General features: G+C 60.9%; 19 protein-coding genes. 6 read left to right on the top strand and 13 right to left on the bottom strand.

Features of this window, described 5'->3' with window-relative positions:
• Positions 1-74: 74 nt before the first annotated feature.
• Together QA637_RS03215 and QA637_RS03210 are read right to left on the bottom strand one after the other, a co-directional pair.
• Positions 75-1,013 carry a peptidoglycan-binding domain-containing protein gene (locus QA637_RS03215; protein ID WP_283063385.1) on the bottom strand — a complete coding sequence of 313 codons (939 nt, stop codon included), beginning with the start codon at positions 1,011-1,013 and terminating at the stop codon, positions 75-77.
• Positions 985-2,523 carry a sensor histidine kinase gene (locus QA637_RS03210; protein ID WP_283064858.1) on the bottom strand — a complete coding sequence of 513 codons (1,539 nt, stop codon included), beginning with the start codon at positions 2,521-2,523 and terminating at the stop codon, positions 985-987. Before QA637_RS03210 ends, QA637_RS03215 begins: the two co-directional genes overlap by 29 nt.
• Before the next feature lie 639 nt (positions 2,524-3,162).
• Here QA637_RS03210 and QA637_RS03205 point away from each other — a divergent pair.
• Together QA637_RS03205 and QA637_RS03200 are read left to right on the top strand one after the other, a co-directional pair.
• The gene (locus QA637_RS03205; protein ID WP_283063383.1) at positions 3,163-3,588 is read left to right on the top strand and encodes a DUF5330 domain-containing protein; all 426 of its coding nucleotides are present in this window, start codon (positions 3,163-3,165) and stop codon (positions 3,586-3,588) included.
• A 268-nt stretch (positions 3,589-3,856) separates the two neighbouring features.
• Positions 3,857-4,279: a SufE family protein gene (locus QA637_RS03200; RefSeq protein WP_153442113.1), complete on the top strand. Its 423-nt coding sequence runs from the start codon at positions 3,857-3,859 to the stop codon at positions 4,277-4,279.
• A 129-nt stretch (positions 4,280-4,408) separates the two neighbouring features.
• Here QA637_RS03200 and mucR read toward each other — a convergent pair whose 3' ends face one another.
• The 8 genes from mucR to QA637_RS03160 all read right to left on the bottom strand — a co-directional run bounded on the left by mucR (position 4,409) and on the right by QA637_RS03160 (position 11,188).
• Complete coding sequence (gene mucR / locus QA637_RS03195) at positions 4,409-4,840, bottom strand: exopolysaccharide biosynthesis transcriptional regulator MucR (protein ID WP_153442114.1); 432 nt, start codon at positions 4,838-4,840, stop codon at positions 4,409-4,411.
• A 406-nt stretch (positions 4,841-5,246) separates the two neighbouring features.
• Complete coding sequence (gene mnhG, locus QA637_RS03190; RefSeq protein ID WP_153442115.1) at positions 5,247-5,606, bottom strand: monovalent cation/H(+) antiporter subunit G; 360 nt, start codon at positions 5,604-5,606, stop codon at positions 5,247-5,249.
• Positions 5,606-5,983 (bottom strand): cation:proton antiporter, encoded by a 378-nt coding sequence (locus tag QA637_RS03185; RefSeq protein WP_428843117.1) that lies wholly within the window; start codon positions 5,981-5,983, stop codon positions 5,606-5,608. The genes mnhG and QA637_RS03185 overlap by 1 nt, the downstream gene beginning before the upstream one ends.
• Entirely contained in the window at positions 5,980-6,456 is a 477-nt protein-coding gene (locus QA637_RS03180; RefSeq protein WP_283064856.1) for a Na+/H+ antiporter subunit E, read from the bottom strand. Before QA637_RS03180 ends, QA637_RS03185 begins: the two co-directional genes overlap by 4 nt.
• Positions 6,457-6,467: 11 nt before the next feature.
• Positions 6,468-8,027 (bottom strand): Na+/H+ antiporter subunit D, encoded by a 1,560-nt coding sequence (locus QA637_RS03175; RefSeq protein WP_283063379.1) that lies wholly within the window; start codon positions 8,025-8,027, stop codon positions 6,468-6,470.
• A 7-nt stretch (positions 8,028-8,034) separates the two neighbouring features.
• Entirely contained in the window at positions 8,035-8,412 is a 378-nt protein-coding gene (locus QA637_RS03170; RefSeq protein ID WP_283063378.1) for a Na+/H+ antiporter subunit C, read from the bottom strand.
• A complete protein-coding gene (locus tag QA637_RS03165; RefSeq protein WP_283063376.1) occupies positions 8,412-8,831 on the bottom strand; it encodes a Na(+)/H(+) antiporter subunit B in 420 nt (139 codons plus the stop codon). Before QA637_RS03165 ends, QA637_RS03170 begins: the two co-directional genes overlap by 1 nt.
• Positions 8,828-11,188: a putative monovalent cation/H+ antiporter subunit A gene (locus tag QA637_RS03160; RefSeq protein ID WP_283064855.1), complete on the bottom strand. Its 2,361-nt coding sequence runs from the start codon at positions 11,186-11,188 to the stop codon at positions 8,828-8,830. The genes QA637_RS03165 and QA637_RS03160 overlap by 4 nt, the downstream gene beginning before the upstream one ends.
• 156 nt (positions 11,189-11,344) lie before the next feature.
• Here QA637_RS03160 and QA637_RS30965 point away from each other — a divergent pair, with 156 nt between their 5' ends.
• Together QA637_RS30965 and QA637_RS03155 are read left to right on the top strand one after the other, a co-directional pair.
• The gene (locus QA637_RS30965) at positions 11,345-11,749 is read left to right on the top strand and encodes a peptide-methionine (R)-S-oxide reductase (protein ID WP_428843116.1); all 405 of its coding nucleotides are present in this window, start codon (positions 11,345-11,347) and stop codon (positions 11,747-11,749) included.
• A gap of 64 nt (positions 11,750-11,813) precedes the next feature.
• Positions 11,814-12,314 (top strand): hypothetical protein, encoded by a 501-nt coding sequence (locus tag QA637_RS03155; RefSeq protein ID WP_283063374.1) that lies wholly within the window; start codon positions 11,814-11,816, stop codon positions 12,312-12,314.
• 3 nt (positions 12,315-12,317) lie between these two features.
• On the opposite strand, the gene trhA is transcribed toward QA637_RS03155, so the two are convergent.
• The 3 genes from trhA to QA637_RS03140 all read right to left on the bottom strand — a co-directional run bounded on the left by trhA (position 12,318) and on the right by QA637_RS03140 (position 14,157).
• The gene (gene trhA / locus QA637_RS03150) at positions 12,318-12,980 is read right to left on the bottom strand and encodes a PAQR family membrane homeostasis protein TrhA (protein ID WP_283063372.1); all 663 of its coding nucleotides are present in this window, start codon (positions 12,978-12,980) and stop codon (positions 12,318-12,320) included.
• Positions 12,981-13,331: 351 nt separating this feature from the next.
• Positions 13,332-13,673, bottom strand: a complete 342-nt coding sequence (locus QA637_RS03145) for a TraR/DksA family transcriptional regulator (protein ID WP_153442122.1) — start codon at positions 13,671-13,673, stop codon at positions 13,332-13,334.
• 61 nt (positions 13,674-13,734) lie between these two features.
• Positions 13,735-14,157 carry a universal stress protein gene (locus tag QA637_RS03140; RefSeq protein ID WP_283063369.1) on the bottom strand — a complete coding sequence of 141 codons (423 nt, stop codon included), beginning with the start codon at positions 14,155-14,157 and terminating at the stop codon, positions 13,735-13,737.
• Between the two features lie 347 nt (positions 14,158-14,504).
• On the opposite strand from QA637_RS03140, the gene QA637_RS03135 reads away from it, so the two are divergent.
• Positions 14,505-15,398 (top strand): VOC family protein, encoded by an 894-nt coding sequence (locus QA637_RS03135; RefSeq protein WP_283063367.1) that lies wholly within the window; start codon positions 14,505-14,507, stop codon positions 15,396-15,398.
• Positions 15,399-15,516: 118 nt separating this feature from the next.
• Positions 15,517-17,625 carry a S9 family peptidase gene (locus QA637_RS03130; RefSeq protein WP_283063366.1) on the top strand — a complete coding sequence of 703 codons (2,109 nt, stop codon included), beginning with the start codon at positions 15,517-15,519 and terminating at the stop codon, positions 17,623-17,625.
• The last annotated feature ends 12 nt before the right edge of the window (positions 17,626-17,637 follow it).

The following is a 17,637-nucleotide window of genomic DNA, read 5'->3' as shown; positions in this document are numbered from 1 at the left end:
TCCGATTGGACGCGCGGCGCTGTAGTGGGAAACGTCAAGCCGCTGCGGTCACGAACTAAAATTGCCAGCGCGGCTCAAAGCGCGCCGATTTCCTTCAGCTTCTTGAGAACCTTCGCATTGGGTTCACCGGTCTGCGGCAGGCGGTAATGCTTTTCAAAATGCCGGATGGCGGCGCGCGTCTGATCGCCCGCCACGCCATCGACCACGATGTCGGCATAGGCAAGATTGCTGAGCCCCTTCTGGATGCTCACCACCATTTCGCTCGAGACAGGAATGTCAGCCCGAGGGAGCAATGTCTTGTCCTCTTCGGCAGTGCGGATCGCCGCGGCGATCGGATCGACCTCTTCCGGTGCGGCCTTCGAGTCTGAATAGGGACGATCGCCAGGGGTTGCTACGGCACGTCCGGTATCGCCCGCCGCACGCAACGCCTGCAACAACTCGTCGCTCGCCTCGCCGCTTTGCATACGGCCGGCCTGTTTTTCGAAGCGCAGGATCGCGGCTGAGGTTTTCGGGCCGCTACGCCCATCGGGGGCTCCGTCGTAAAGTCCCAGCCGCGCCAGCTCGTTCTGTACGTCCGCAACAAGCGGCGAGGCAGACGAGGCGGTTTTCGCCTGTTCATCCGGCTCGTCTTGTGCAGCGGCCGCGTCGCCGATGGTCTCGGATCTTTCGGCCCCTTCCCGTTCGATGACGAAGGTCGTTACGTTACGACGCTCGACCGGCTCACCCTTGGCAGCCGCCAGGCGCTCGGCTACTTCGGGTCCGACCAACGGAACACGGGTGCGCAAAAGCGGCGACGGGTGGGCCCCGTGCTGATACCACATGGCATTGGCAGCGACGAAACTGAAGACGATGACGAAGGCTGCCGATCCGCCGGCGCCGACGGGGTGGCGCGCCATCATTCTGCCGGCAAATGCAAGACCGCGAGCGGCGACGGCCAGGCCGCGCAGTGCGACGCCTGGTCGATTTCGTGCCGCTCTCTTCCGCTCAGGCTGTTTGCGCTTGCGCGGAGCCATGTCCCCGGTCCTCGTTCAATCCCTCGTCCTGGAAGCCAACCCCCCGTATACGTGCCGCTCCCTCGCCGCGCTCCTTGAGGCGCGGAGGGAATTCCACGGTAACGGGAATGCTCGTTTGTTCGCCGTTCGCAATGCCGGATCCGTCGCGCGGGATTGAAACGACGATTACCGTCCCCTCGCCTTCGGAACTACGGATCGAAACCTTGCCCCCGTGCAGCGTGACCAACCCCTTCACCAGCGACAAACCGAGTCCGGTCCCTTCGTAGCGGCGCGTATAGTCATTCTGAATCTGGACAAAAGGTTGGCCGAGCATCTGCAGCTTGTCTTCGGCAATACCGATCCCCGTGTCGCTCACCGTGAGCTCCAATAGGGCGCCGTCGGTTTCGGCATCGATGGTGACCAGCCCGCCCTGATTGGTAAACTTGATCGCGTTGCCGACAAGGTTGATCAATATTTGCTGAAACGCGCGCTGATCGGCATTGATTTCACCGACCGCGCGCGTGACGCGGCTCACCAGCCTTACGCCCTTCTCGCGCGCCTGATGGGAAAGCATGGCCTCGCAAGCGGCAACGGCATCGGCCACACGGAAGGGCTCCGGAACAAGCTCGTAACGGCCGGCCTCGATCTTGCTCATATCAAGCATCGTGTTGACGACAGACAGGAGGTGAGCGCCGGATTTGTGGATCAGCGAGACGTATTCGCGCTGTCTGTCGTTCTCCAGCTTCCCGAAATATTCACCGGCCAGCACATCAGAAAAGCCCAGGATGGCGTTGAGCGGCGTACGCAGTTCATGGCTGACGGCCGCGAGAAAACGCGTCTTCGCGTCGTTCGCCGATTCGGCATGGGCTGCCTTGGCGGTTGCTTCCGCCCGCAGTCGGGCTTCCTCGGAGACGTCGCGGGATTGCACGACGATGGCAGTCAGCCGATCCTCGGCATCCCGGATCGGGGTCATCTCGCAACGCATGTGCACGAACTGCGCCCCTTCGGCCGGTGCCGACAGCCGCTCGAGGCGGATATCGACCGCCGATCTCTCGCCATTCTGGCGCAGCGCATCGATAGCCGTGAGGAACGTGATCCGATCCGAGACGTGGATCTGCTCGATGAACCCGCGGCCGCAAGGATCGCGCATCAGAGTGAGATGTTCGGCGGCATCGCGACCGTGCACGGACAGGACATGGCCGCGCAGGTCATGCACCGTAACCAGACCGGCGAAGAGATCGTAGGCTGCAGAAAGATCGGGAAGCGCAGTTGCAGGCCCGCGCTCGCCATATGCCTGACGCTGATCATCCCAACCAATGGCAGCGGCGGAGGCCAAGAGCGATGCCGAAGCCCACAGCGCCGTCCCGACCGGCAGGGCGGCGGAGACCGGCAAGACAGCCATGAGCGCCAGTGGCACGACCGGCAGAGCCGTCAGAGAGACGGCCGCGACGGCGCGCAGACGCTTGAGGTCACGATGTGGCAGCCACGCGGCGGCAGCTTCATCCACGCGGGATGCCCATCTGCCAGCCATGTCACGCAATACATTCACGCTTTGCCCTGCCACCTTTGTTGTTCTTTCGAGCCGATCCGGAACGCCTTTTTTCGCTTTCGCAGGGCGGTTGGCCGGGCTGTCTCGTGATGGTCCGAATCTCGCACTCCCGACTTAATGAAAGAATAAACGGGCCGCCTCGGAGCGGGCGCAAAACCGGCGAAAAATCCTGTTTTGGGGCAATTCCGGCGAGCTTCGTTGCTTTTGGTTAACGGGGCGTAAGCGCCGGATTTCCGTGGATTTTCCGGTTCTTGTTAAGAATTTGGGCAGCCGCTTTGAGGCCTGTCGCCCGCGCCATATGCGGTCGCTGGCTGGAGCCTTGCCATGAACCTTAACGGCTATCGCTAAAATTCGAGATAAATGCCACCTCGGATACCAAGATCGCGCATTTCATTAAAATTCGAGACAAATTCCACTGGTTTTGGAAAAGCGACCTTGTGATTCCCGCTCTAATGTCGGCCACAACGCATGGAAGAGCCGGACGCGTGATCGGTTCCGGACATGGATCGAATGCAAGCGGGCGGGTATATCAGGCGATAACACTCGTCCGGGACTGTCGAGAAGGGCAAAATCGGTTAAAAGACCGGGACCTGCGACAGCCGAACAAAGGATGGGCAGAAGATGTGGTTTCTCGTCAAGGCAGCATTCTGGTTTTCTCTGGTCCTGGTACTCCTGCCGTTCCTGGATCCATCGAGCACGGAGAAGCTTCAGCACGGACCGAAGGTTGAGATCGGCGATACCTTTTCGGCGGCCAGCGAGGCTTTCCGGTATGTTAGCGCCATCTGCGTGCAAAAGCCCGACGTCTGCGAGAAAGGTGCCGAGACCTTCGTCGCCCTTGGCCATCGAGCCCGTGAAGGCGCGCGCATCGCATATGAGTTTCTCGACACGCAGTTCGCCGAGACCGATGTTCCCGATGCCAAGATCATGACGGGCACGGTGGCGCCCACGGATGCTTCGCATGAAGAAGCGACCGATAGCGCGCCGATCTTCAAGCGCACGCCAGTTCCCGAGAAGCGTCTCGACCCAAAGGCCGCCGTGGCGCAATGACGATCGGACTACAGACGCCTGCAGTCAGCACAATTCAACTGCCTGATTAGCCGTTCCGTTTCGGCCGCCGCGAGGATGCCCATCCTGCGCGGTGTCTTTTTTTGACGATATGGAACGAGAGTGCGACGATGTGCGGGACGAAATGGTATTGGCTGTTCTCATTGCCGCCCGCATCTCCTATATGAAAGGGTGAAATCCCGATGACGCCGGCATGGGCGGGATCGAGACAGGCGCAGTTCAGGAAGCGGCGCCGAGAATTGGACGGACTATGACTTCACTTGACCAGATCATCGACGATTTTTCCTTCCTCGACGAGTGGGAGGACCGCTACCGTTACGTGATCGAGCTGGGCAAGGGCTTGCCGGAGATGCCGGAGGCCCTGCGGACGAGCGAGAACAAGGTTCAGGGTTGCGCAAGCCAGGTATGGCTTGTGACGCACACGAGCGGTGATCCGGAGAACCCCGTCCTCACCTTTGAAGGCGAATCCGACGCCCATATCGTCCGGGGTCTCGTGGCGATCGTTCTCGCCCTCTATTCCGGCAAGCACGCTTCCGAAATCGCACAGCTCGACGCCCTCGACGTCTTCGGCAAGATCGGCCTCATCGAGCATCTGTCGTCGCAGCGCGCCAATGGCCTGCGCTCCATGGTCCGGCGGATCAAGAACGAGGCGGAGGTCCGGCTGGCTGCCTGACGCCGCGCGGTCGGAGACTTTGTCGCAAAAAGGCCGGACCCTTGCTCGGCCCGACTCTTCTTTCCAAGACGAAACGCTGGGCGCACGCTTGCGCGCGCTCAGCCTAGCCGGGCCAAGCGGCGAACGGGATTACTTGCCGCGACGCTTGCGACGCTGTCCGAGGCCCATCTCCTTGGCGAGGCGCGAGCGGGCTTCCGCATAGGCGGGCGCCACCATGGGATAGTCGGCAGGCAGATCCCACTTTTCGCGATACTCTTCAGGTGAAAGATTGTGATGGGTCATCAGGTGGCGCTTCAGCGACTTGAACGTGCCGCCGCATTCAAGGCAGGTGATCTGATCATCCTGAACCGACTTGCGCACCGAAACGGCGGGTTTCGGCTTCTCGACCGGAACCACCACCGGTGCAGGAGCCGTCGTGTTGTTAAGCGCCGAGTGAACATCGGCTATGAGTGTCGGAAGCTCGGCAACCGGAACCACGTGGTTGCTTACATAGGCGGCAACGATTTCCGCCGTCAACTCAACCAGGAGTTCATGGCTCGCGCCGGGCGTGGTTTCTATCATTTCTTTCTCCTATCGGAATCCAGCAACAAATCTGAAACAGCGTTTCAGAGGGAGGAATTCGCGAAAATGCCGCCGAACAGCGCCCGCTGCCTTGGAATTGACCGATAACTGCGCGGCAGGGACCAAGGTTCTGCCGCAACATCAAGGCTCGAATTGGGATAGCGAAACCCGCCACCAAGGCATCAGGACAATCGACACCTCAAAGCAACGGATAATATTCACAACTCAAGCTGGAATTTCAGTTCAAAGTATTTTCCACGACGACACTTTGCATTTACTGCATTAACACTGATCGCCGAAAAGTCCAAACATAAATTTATGGAAAAGCAGCAACTTTATTCCAAATTGCTAAAATTGTCCCCGCGCGCGGAATTGTTCGGAAATACAGAGACAGAAACGGCGTCAATCAAAGCCGACGTGGCTCTTCCTTTTGTGGAAGCTGATCTATGACCGACAGTTTCGTCAGTTTGTAACCCGCCTGGTGCGCGCCCTTGGCCAAGAGATGGGCAGAGATCGGCGCGGTCAGAACGAAGAAAACAAAGCCGGCAAGCGCCCGCACAAGAATTGCACCATCAAGGGAATGCAACCCCGCTGCCAGGAGCAAGAGGCCGGACCCGATGGTTCCCGCTTTCGAAGCGGCATGCATGCGGGTGTAGAGATCAGGAAACCGAACGATCCCCAAAGCCGCCAGCAACGAGAAGGCGGCGCCGACAACGACGATCAACGCGACGCCAAGCTCGACTGCGGCATTGACTTGCGCTTCCATCACCGTGCTCCTCTGCGTTTGCGGCGCGCCGACTGGACTGTCTTGCCGCGCTTCGCGGGTATCTTCTTGGCCGAAACGGCCTCCGCGGCTTGTTCGGGCGCCAGTCCGCGCGCCAGGATGAAACGGGCGAAAGCCACGGTCGCAAGAAAGCCGACCAGGCCCAAAGCGATGGCGATGTCTATGTAAAGGCTGAAGCCGGTCTTTATGGCGATCACGGCGATGAAACCGATCGCGATCGCCACCAGCATGTCGAGCCCAAGGACGCGGTCCGGCAAGGTGGGCCCGCGGACAATACGCAACACCGTGAGCAACAGGGCGGCGGAGAGGAGCACCAGCGCGAAGCCGATCGCTGCGGATAGCACGGTCTGAGCCATCACGATCCAAAGGCCTCCCGGATTCGGCGCTCGAAGCCGCGCGCGATGTCCTGTCGAAGCGCGCCGGGGTCGGCGCAATCAAGCGCATGGACATAGAGGGTCTTGCGGTCGTCGGAGACGTCGACCGAAAGGGTTCCCGGCGTCAGCGTGATGAGATTGGCGAGCAGGGTGATCTCGAAATCGCTCTTGAGCGTCAGCGAATAGGAGAAGATGCCGGGCTTCAGCACCATCCTCGGCTGCATGACGAGAATGGCGACCTTGGTCGCGGAAACGGCAAGTTCCTTGAAGAAGAGCAGCATGAGAAGCAACATGCGCAGAGGCCGGATCGGATAGGTCACCGGCCGCAGCTCACGCCGAATGAGCGCCAGCGACAGTGCGCCGACCAGGAAGCCAAGCACGAGATTTGCGAGCGTGAAGCTCGAACTGATGGCGCCCCAGATAACGGTGAAGATCACGTTGATCGCAAGAAACTTCATTCCAGGGAACTTCATTGCAGGCCTCCCGCAGGAAAGACCGAGTTCAGATAGGCCGACGGCTCGGCAAGCCCCGCGGCTGCACTCCGTATCGTCGCCAGCAGCGGCTCCGGGTAAAGGCCGATCCCGAGCGTAAGGAGGGCAAGGACCGCAAGCGGCGCCAACACGGCCGACGGCAGCCGCACCGTCTCGACGGCCGCGCCAGCCTCGTCGCGCCAGTAGGCAAGCAGGAACAGGCGGCCGGTCGCAATCACCGTGCAGAAGCCGGCCAGAAGAAGCGCGGCCGCAAGCCACCAGGCGCCGATGTCGAGCGCCGCCTTCACGAGCATAACCTTTGGCCAGAAGCCGGAAAAGGGCGGCAGCCCGGAAACGGCGAAGCACAACATCAGGGTCAGCGCGGCAAATCCAACGTTCTTGCGGTAGAGACCCGAGACGGTCGCGATGGAAGAGTCACCGCCGAGCCGCGCGGCGATTCCGGCAGCAAAATAGAGGCCGGTCATCACCACCATCGAATGGAGTGCATAGAAGATCGCGCCGCCGATGCCGCCGGGACCGCCGACGGCGATCCCCGCCAGCATCGACCCGATCCCTGAAACGACGAGATAGCCGAGGATGCGGCGGAAGTCGGTCTGCGCCAGCGCGCCGAACACGCCGACGACCATCGTCAAGGCTCCCGCCAATGCGATGACGAAGCTCAGCTCCTCTCTTTCAACCGGGAAAAGCATGACCATCACGCGGATCAGCGCGTAGATACCGACCTTGGTGAGCAGGCCGGCAAAAAGCGCCGATACGACGACACGCGGGGTGTGATAGGAGGCCGGCAGCCAGAAATTCACGGGGAATGCCGCTGCCTTCATTCCGAAGGCGAGCAGATAGAGGGCGGTCAGCGTCATCAACGGCGCGCTGCCCCGCAGGCCTTCTGCCTTGCGGGCAATGTCGGCCATGTTCAGCGTCCCGAACACGGCATAGAGATAGCCCGTCGCGACCAGGAACAGCGTCGTTGCCACGAGATTGAGGAAACCATACTTCACCGTGCCGTCGATCTGCTCGGGCTCGGAACCGAGAACCAGAAGCCCGAACGAGGAAATGAGCAGAACTTCGAACCAGACGTAGAGGTTGAATATGTCCCCGGTCAGGAAGGCGCCGGAGACGCCCGCCATCAGCAGCATCAGGAACGGATAGAAGCCGTAGCGCCTGCCGCCGTCGTTGATATCGGCGAGCGAATAGATACCGCCCGCGAGCGCAACGATTGCCGCGACCAGTGCGAAGAGCGCACCCGTCAGATCGACAGTGAAGGCAATGCCGAAGGGCGGCAACCATCGGCCCATGACCATGGTCATCGGCCCCTTGGCTGCCACATGCCCAAGCAGCAAGGCGTCGATCAGGACAAGTCCCGCAAGCCCTGCAACCGCGATGATCGGATGAAGGCCGATCACGCGGCGCAACATGATCAGAAGCGCGCCGATCGCAAAGCACCAGGCGACCGGCAGTATCACCAGCCAATCGGCGAACGCCGTCGGGCCGAGAACGAGCGCGGCGGAAAGATCGACGGGGGATGAGGTCGTAACAGCCATGGGTCGATCAATATCCAAGCGGCGGCATTGGTTCCTTCACCGGCTCGGCCACACGCATCTCGTCCGTGTTGTCGGTCGACAGGCCCTCATAGGCGCGCCAGGCGAGAACCAGGAGGAAGGCGAAGAAGGAAAAGGAGATGACAATCGCCGTCAGGATCAGCGCCTGCGGCAACGCATTGGCGGCAGGGCCATCCAGCGCGTCGGTGCCGCCGGCAATGACCGGCGGCACATCGCGCGTGAGCCGCCCTCCGGTAAAGATCAACAGGTTGACGGCGTTGCCGAGAACCGCCACGCCAAGGAGGACGCGGATGATGAACTTCGACAGCATCAGGTAGACCGCGACAGCGAAGAAGATGCCGACAAGCAATGCAAACCAGGCCTCCATTACTCGCCTCCCCTTTCCTCAAGCGAAAGCGCGATCGAACTGATCGATCCGACAACGACGAGATAAACGCCGGTATCGAAGAGCATGACGGTCGAGAGCGGGATCTCGATGCCGAAGAGCGACGGATAGATCCACAGGCCGGTCATGAAGGGCACATGCGCGACGAGCGAAATTAGACCCGCGACCGTCGCGGCAAAGAGCCCCGCGCCGGCGACCGCCATAGGATGGAAGTAAATTGCATGCCTGACAGTCTCGACGCCGTGGGCGATGCCGTAGATCGCCAAGGCGGAGACGGCGATCAATCCGCCGATGAACCCGCCGCCCGGTTCGTTATGGCCCCGCAACAGGACGAAGATCGAGAACAGCGTCATCAGGCTTGTCAGGAACGGCGCGACGGTCTTGAAAATCACCGATTTCATGCGCGTTCCTCCACATCCTGTCGATCATCGGCGCCGCGCTTGAGCGACCCCGCCCTCAGCCGCACGAGCGAGAGGATGGCTAGACCGGTGATCATCACCACGGCGATTTCGCCAAGCGTGTCCGTACCGCGGAAATCGACGATGATGACGTTGACGACATTGGCTCCGTGCGCGATCGACTTCGAATAGAGATTGTAGAAATCCGTCAACGTCGCGTCGAACGGCCTGCCCGTGGCCTTGAGCAGGAAGAGGCCGAAACCGAGCCCGCAAGCGAGCGCGATCATCGAATCGGGAACCTTCTGGCGTAGCGGCCGCCGATCCGAAGGGGAAAGTCGCAGCCGGGTCATGACCAGTGCCAGCACCACCACCGACAGCGTCTCGATCATGAACTGCGTGAAGGAGAGGTCCGGCGCACCGTAGAGCAAGAAGATAACCGCGACGGCAAAGCCCTGGATGCCGAGCGAGACGATCGCAGTCAGACGATCGGCCGCCAGCACGACGGCGAAAAGGCCAGCGACCGCAATGGCCATGATCGCAAGTTCATGCACCGGAACATCCGCAGCGAAGAACGGCGCGCGCGGCAGTTCTCCAAAATGGACCGGAGTTGCAAGAAGAACGGCCGCGATCAACACGAAGACGACGGTCATATAGACATCGAGCTTGCCGCTTTGCAGGCGGCGCGTGACGGCCACAGCGAGCCGCAAGAGCCCGCGGATGAATTGGTCGAAACCCCGATCCGGGCCCCAGCCGATATCGGCAAGGATAACCGTCATGGCTGCGCGGAGACGGTCGAGGTTGAGATAGAAGACGACGCCCAGCAGCAGGGTGACAGCGGAAAGAAGCAGCGGCGCGCCGATATGCGGTGCCAGCGAAGTCGTCACCGTTCGCGGTTCGCCGGCAATGGCGGAGGACATCGGCGAAGAAATCAGGCGATGGGCATAGGCGGACATCAGAGCGATCGAGAGACCCTTCAGTGCCAGGACCGCCGGACCAAGCCAGAGGAGGATCGGCGCCTCGTGGGCGCGCCTCGGCGTCTCTACCTTTGATCCGAGGAACGGCTTCAAGGCGATGGCGAAAGCGACGGCAAACATCAGGGCGTTGCCGAGAATGGTGAGCGCAGCAAAGACTACAGAGCGTCGGTCGAAGCTGGACAGCGCTTCGTAGATTTCTTCCTTGGCGAGGAAGCCGAAAAGGGGCGGCAGACCGCCCATCGAAAGCGCGGCAGCAAGGGCGATCACGAAGGTCAGCGGCATGGCCGAGCGAAGCCCGCCGAGCTTCGTCAGGTCGCGTGAGCCGGTCTCGTGGTCGATGATGCCGGCGACCATGAAGAGTGCGCCCTTGAACAGCGCGTGCGCCACGAGATAGAGCGCCGCCGCCTCAATCGCGTGCGGCGAACCAAGGCCCGTCAGCAGGACCAGAAGGCCGAGCGACGCCATCGTCGTATAGGCAAGCATCAGCTTGAGGTCGGTTTGACGCACTGCCAGCGCCGCACCACTCACGAGCGTCGCCGCCCCGAACAATGGCAGCAGGATCTGCCATTCCGGCGTGCCTCCGAGCACCGGATTGAGCCGCATCAGCAGGTAGACGCCCGCCTTCACCATCGTCGCCGAATGCAGATAGGCCGAAACCGGCGTCGGCGCCTCCATCGCATTCGGCAGCCAGAAATGAAACGGAAACTGCGCAGACTTGGTGAAGGTTCCGCCCAGCACGAGGAGAAGTGCTGCGAGATAGAACGGGCTTTCCTTCAACTCGGCGCCGAAGGAAAGAAGCAAAGAGAACTGGGTAATGCCGCTTACGTTCCAGAGGATGAGAAGGCCGGCAAGCAGCAGCAGGCCCCCTCCCCCCGTCACGACCAATGCCTGCAGCGCCGCGCGCCGTGCGGCCTCGCGGCCGTGATCGAAGCCGATCAGCAGGAAGGACGTAATCGACGTCAGTTCCCAGAAGACGAAGAGCATCAGGAAACTGTCCGAAAGGACGAGCCCCTGCATGGAGCCCATAAACATCAGGATGAAGGAAAGAAACCGGCCCTGATGCGGATGGCCTTTGAGATAACCGCCCGAATAGAGGACGATCAGCGCCCCGATGCCGGAGATCAAAAGTGCGAAGGTTAGCGACAGGCCGTCAATCAGCCAGGAGAAACTGACGTTGAAGGAAGGAATCCAGGCATAGCCGCCGGTGACAATTTCGCCGTCGGCGATTTCCGGAACGAAGTGGAGGAAATGCACGAAGATCGCGACCGGCGCGAGAGCCAGGAGCCAGGCGGCATTGTGACCGAGAAGCCGCGTCAGCACCGGGGCCACGAGCGCCGCGACGAAGGGGAGACCGAGGGCCAGAAATGTCAGGGCCGCGATATCCATCGTCTTGGCAAGCTCCTTCGCCGTTTTGACCATCCGATCAAATTGTCACCGGACATAAAATAAGGCCTGTTACGCCTCAAGAGTGAATCGGCACGAATCGGAGTTGCGCGACAGTAATACAATGCAAAGCGCAGGCAAATCTTACAGTGTCGCGTCATGCGCGAAGTTGGTACCGAGTACCCCTTTGCCGAGCCTTACCCAATAATGAGAAACGGTCGGCGCCGATATACGGGCCTGTCGCAGCCGGGGATCCTTTTCCTCAGATACGAAATTCCATTCAGGTGGAGCTATTTCGCACCCATCGACGAGCGGACGATCAAAGAATATGTTGATCGCACGCATTTCATGGTGCGGACCGAAATCCGCTGCGCGCTGCGCGACGCCATCTCGGCCATGTTTCCCGGCCGCCCTCGGCGACAAGCTTCGCGTTGCTGCTTCGACGGCACGCCATACCTTCGAAGAGGATTGACAGCGCGAGACGGAAGCAGTGCCATGAGCGCGAGCGCTGCTTTTGTACGTTGTGTCGAACACGCGGCGCTCCTGCTGTTGCAGGACAGATAGCAAGGGCTTCGGGGCCGGGCTACGAGGGAGCGGCAGATCGAAGCGAGCCAAGAGGATGCCCCGCATGCGCCGCGCTTTCTTCGCCCTCGCCCTTGCCACGGGGCTTGCGTTCCCCGCAGCCGCGGAGGACGACTGGCACCCCTATGCCAATCCTCGCTTCGGCTACACCGTCGAGATCCCGCCGGGTTTCGAGCTTCGCCAGGACGCGCCCGACGATGGCGACGGCGCGAGTTTCCATGCGGATGACAACGGAGCGACGCTTGCTGTGTTCGGAAGCCATCCGCCGGATGGTGATTTCGAAACGGATGTCGCCGATCGCATCAGCCTTGAGACACAGGATGATTGGAGAATGCTGTTTTCGCGCGTGACGCCTGCCTGGGCCAGTTTCTCCGGCGCGCGTAACGGCGAGGTGTTCTATGCCCGGGCGATCGCCCTTTGCGACGGCAGTGCCGCCTATTTCCGCCTGCAATATCGCAAGAACCCGCTGACGAGTTTCGACGGGATCATCTCGCGCATGGCCGCAGCTCTCAGGCCGTCCGACGGCTGCCGGCCCGCACCGGAATGAGAGTCAGGAGAGGGCCGTGCCGCTGAAGCAGGTCACGACCGCCGAATAATGTACCGCCGAACCTGCGACGACAAAGCCGTGCCAGATGGCGTTCTGGAAGCGCAGGCGTTCCCAGACGTGAAAGATCACTCCGGTCGAGTAAATGAACCCCCCGATCAGGATCAGGATCAGTGTCGTCGCTGTCAGCGTGGATAAAAGCGACCGGGCGGCGAGCACGCCGCTCCAGCCCAGGCCCATATAGAGCAGGATCGCAAGCCGGTCGAACCGCCCGGGGAAGAGACATTTGATCGCTACCCCGAGCGCGGCGATGACCCAGATGCCGATCAGCATTCTGGAAAGGAACGGGTTGTCCCAGCCGCGCTGGAGAAACGGCGTATAGGTCGCCGCAATCAGCAGGAAGATCGAGGAATGGTCGAACCGGCGCAAAAGCCACTTCAACCGGCAGATCGGGAAGAGATTGTAAAGGAAGGACACCGAAAGGGTGGTGACGAGCCCGACACCGTAGATCCAGGCGGCGGCAAGCTGACCGGACGTGCTCCATAGCGTCGCATAGAAAATCAGCGCCGTGACACCGCAGAGCGCTGCCGCAAGACCGATGCCGTGAACGATTCCATCCGCAATCAATTCGAATCGGTCATAGTTCCACTTGACACCGTCGATCTCCACGCGTTCCTCCCTCGACGCCAGCGCCAAACATCCCTTGGATGCACAAAGGGCCTGCTCGTGCCCGGGTCCGCACAGCGACCGGAAATCGACACAATTTCCCCAATCGGCGGCTGATGTTCGGTCCGGTAAGGCACGTGTTCTACCCGTTTAACGTGCCACAACACGCGCCCACAGCAAAGAGCAGCCGGACGACGAAAGGATCAATTTTTGCAACCTATTACAACAGTCGCCTAATGTCCCGGAAAGCGGACGCGGCATGCCTCGCCGGCTGGCTGTCGGAGCGACAATCGTCGGCGCTTAAATGCGTCAGCGGGCGAGAGCGACGCCAAACGAAAATGTGTGGGGCCCAGCTTATTTTGCGCCTGCTACCTCCGCCGCACAGGTCTGGCAGAGCGGCGCGTGCGGTACCGCGTGCAATCTTTCCGGCGAAATCGGGTCACCGCAGCGCACACAGATGCCGAATGTTCCGGACTCAATTCGGTCCAGAGCGGCGTTAATGGCGCGGATCTCGCTCTGACCTGCGAGCCCGAGGCCCTCCAATACCTCGTCGTTTTCTCGTTCGGTAACGCGATCCGGAACATCGGCATTCATCGGTTGATCGAGATCCTCCTCGATCTTCACCAGCCGACCGTAAAGCTCGCGTTTGCGGCGGAGAAGCTGTTCGCGAAAGTCATCAAGCGCGTACTTATCCATTTGCAGGGCTCCCTTGGTCGCGGCGCGGTTCGAATCACGCCGCCTTCTTGTTCTTGGCATTTTACCGGTCGACGAGAACGGCACAGGGGCAATGGCTGACCACGCGGCTGGCGGTCGAACCGATAAAATAATCGATCAAACCCGGCCGGTGCGACGCAATAATCACGAGGTCCGCATTCTCTTCCTTGGCGAGAGCGTTGATGGTGCCCGCCGCTCCGCCGGTACGGATTTCGATACGTCCCTTGATCCCATGCTTGGTCTTCAGCGCTTCCAACGTCCTGACGGCGTGTTTGCGTGACTCCTCGATCATCTCGAGCGGAAAATCGACGATCATGTATCCCTGTGCATAGGCGTTGAGGTCCTCGACGACGTTGAGCAGGACGATTTCCCCCTCTTCGTCGATCAGCTTCTCGGCGATGTTGAGTACGGATTCGCCATGCTCCAGCTGATCCATGGCGATCGGGACGATGATTTTTTTGTACATGCTGCACTCCTTCTGCTGCGTTCCCGGGTCGCCATATGGCGAGGCCAGCCCCTAGCGCGGATCAAGGAGAAAACCGGTCTTCACCTCTCCCGTTTCCGCGCCAACATGAATTTGCGCGGAGGCGATGTTCCAGCATTGATTGAAATCAAATCGGCCGCCACCGTCGTATTAGCATCACTGAAAGATCAGGTAGTGCGGTGGTCATGACTGTCAACGCTCATCGAACACAACATCAAGTAATATAATAGCTTTCCTGAACGTGGTCACGGGCCGATATTTGTGGCACTTTCAACAAATTGCGACCGGCAGCCACGGGGCTTACCGGTCCGGCCCCGAAAGGCGACGCCATGCAAGCTACAACCCAGTCGCACCCTGCAGTTAGCATACCCGCGGACCACGCGGTCGCGATGCCGGCCTATGTCGAACGGTCCCACCTCGTGGTCCAGGACTTGCCGATGGTTTCCAACTGGTACCAGAGAATTCTGGGGCTGACGCCGATCGAAAGCGGCGCCAACGGCGAAACCCTCGGCGTCGCCGGCCGACCTCTCTTGACGCTGACGACCGAACGGAACGCGGCAAAAGCACCGCGCAGTGCGCCGGGTCTGTTCCACACGGCTTTTCTGGTTCCCAATCGACGTGATCTCGCACACTGGCTTGCGCACGCGGCGCACAACAACATTCGCCTCCAGGGCGCATCCGACCACCTGGTCAGCGAGGCGGTCTATCTCGCCGATCCCGAGGGCAACGGCATCGAGGTCTATCGCGACCGTTCGCGCGGCGAGTGGAACTACCAGCCCGATGGCACCGTGGCGATGAGCACGCTGCCGCTCGACCTGCAGGCCCTCTACAACGAAGCACCGAAGGACCATTGGGAAGGCATCGCGGAGGGAACTGCTATCGGCCATATCCACCTGCAGGTCTCTGACATCCCTCAGGCGGACGCGTTCTTCCGTGACGCGCTCGGGCTGGACCTGATGGCGCGCTACCCAGGGGCAAGTTTCTTTGCTACGGGCAAGTATCATCACCACGTCGCGGCCAACATCTGGAACTCCCGAGGTGCGTCCAAACGGCAGAGCAACATGACCGGGCTTGCGGACTATACGATCCGCTTCAACGATATTGCGAAGCTCGCAACGGCGCTGGGCAAGCTCGAGGAACTGGAAATACCGGTAAGCACGGAAGGCAGCGTCCACAGCCTGGTCGATCCATGGGGCATCGGCCTCCTGCTCGTCGCCGCATAAGGGGGTGGCGAGCAATCGTCGATAAGCGCCAATAGGAAGAAACGGCACCTGCTTTCTGCTTGATCGCTGCGGTGACGCTCTCTATCTCATGGTCTCCCATCAAATCCGGAGACGCGCCTTGTCTGCTTTCAAGAACCTGCCCACCGCCCCCGTCGCTCCGAAGAAGCCGGTCACCGATACACGTCACGGCATTACCCGCACCGATGACTATGCCTGGCTCAGGGCCGACAACTGGCAGGCGATGTTCAAGGATCCTTCCATTCTCGACCCGGAGATCCGCAAGCATCTCGAAGCGGAAAACGCGTATATGAACGCGGCGATGGCTGACACGAAGGAATTGCAGAAGGCGCTCTTCGGCGAGATGCGCGGCCGCATCAAGGAGGACGACTCTTCGGTTCCGATGAAGGATGGGGCCTTCGCTTACGGTACCTCTTACGTGACGGGCGGCGAACAGCCCCGCTACTTCCGGATCCCGCGCGACGGCAACCCCAAGGATGAGGCGATCCGCCACGTGCTGCTCGACGGCGACAAGGAAGCCGAGGGCAAGGCTTATTTCCGCCTCGCCGGTATCGACCATTGCAGCGACCATTCCCGAGGCATCTGGGGTTACGACGACAAGGGTTCGGAATATTTCACCCTGAAGGTGCGCGATCTTTCGACCGGCGAGGATCTGCCCGATGTGATCGAGAATACGGGTGGCGGCGGCGCATGGGCGCCGGACGGCAAGAGCTTCTTCTACACCGTGCTCGACGAGAACCATCGGCCGTCGAAGATCTTCCACCACATCATCGGCACGCCGCAGAAGGACGACCGGCTCGTGTACGAGGAAAAGGACCCGGGTTTCTTCATGTCGGTCGGCGGGTCGCTGCTCGACGACTTCATCTATATCGATATCCACGACCACGAAACCAGCGAATACCGGCTGCTCTCGACCACGGATCTGACGGCCGAGCCGCGGCTCGTGGCCGAGCGGGTAACCGGCCTCGAATACTCGATGACGGAAGGCGGCGAGGTCTTCTACATCCTCACCAATGCCGACGGCGCCAAGGATTTCAAGATCATGGAAGCGCCTGTGGAGGCGCCGCAGAAGGAAAACTGGCGCGAGGTCGTGCCGCACAAGCCAGGCACGTTGATCCTCAATCACATGGCCTATGCCCGCCATCTGGTCTGGCTGCAACGGCGTGAGGGATTGCCGGAAATCGTCATCCGTGACCGCAGCACCGGCAAGGAGCACGCGATCGCCTTCGCCGAGGAAGCGTATTCCTTGGGGCTCTCCGGCGCTGCCGAATACGACACCGACGTCATCCGCTTCTCCTACTCGTCGATGACGACGCCGTCGCAGCTCTTCGACTACGACATGGCAACGCGTCAGCGCACGCTCCTGAAGACCCAGGAAGTGCCTTCCGGCCATAATCCGGACGACTATGTGACCCGCCGCGTCTTCGCGCCGTCCTGGGATGGCGTCGACGTCCCTGTCACCCTGCTCTACCGCAAGGATACGCCGCTCGACGGTTCCGCCCCTTGCCTGCTCTATGGTTACGGCGCCTACGGCATCACCATCCCGGCGGGCTTCAACACCAACTGCCTCTCGCTCGTCGACCGCGGCTTCGTCTATGCCATCGCCCATATCCGCGGCGGCAAGGACAAGGGCTTCCAATGGTACGAAGACGGCAAGATGGCGAAGAAGACCAATACGTTCAAGGACTTCATCGCTGCCGCTGACTATTTGAATCAGGAGAAGTTCACGTCCTACGCGAACATCATCGCCGAGGGCGGCTCAGCCGGGGGCATGCTGATGGGGGCGGTCGCCAACATGGCGCCGGAGAAGTTCAAGGGCATCATTGCCGCGGTTCCCTTCGTCGACGTCTTGAACACCATGCTCGACGACACGCTGCCGCTGACCCCGCCGGAATGGCCGGAATGGGGCAACCCGATCGAGAGCGCCGAGTTTTACAACATCATCGCCAGCTACTCGCCCTACGACAAAGTGGAGGCGAAGGCTTATCCGGCAATCCTGGCGCTCGGTGGCCTGACCGATCCGCGCGTGACCTATTGGGAGCCGGCGAAATGGGTGGCGAAGCTCAGGGAGAAGACCACCGGCAGCGCTCCGATCCTGATGAAAACCAACATGGATGCCGGCCACGGTGGCGCGTCCGGGCGTTTCCAGCGGCTTGAAGAAATCGCCTTCGAATACGCCTTCGCCATCAAGGTCGCGGAAAAGATGTAACGGGCTGGAGGA

It is taken from the genome of Sinorhizobium terangae (assembly GCF_029714365.1).
In the GTDB taxonomy this organism is placed as follows: Bacteria; Pseudomonadota; Alphaproteobacteria; order Rhizobiales; family Rhizobiaceae; genus Sinorhizobium; species Sinorhizobium terangae.
Note: the sequence above shows the minus strand (reverse complement) of the source record. Positions and strands in the feature narration are given on the sequence as shown.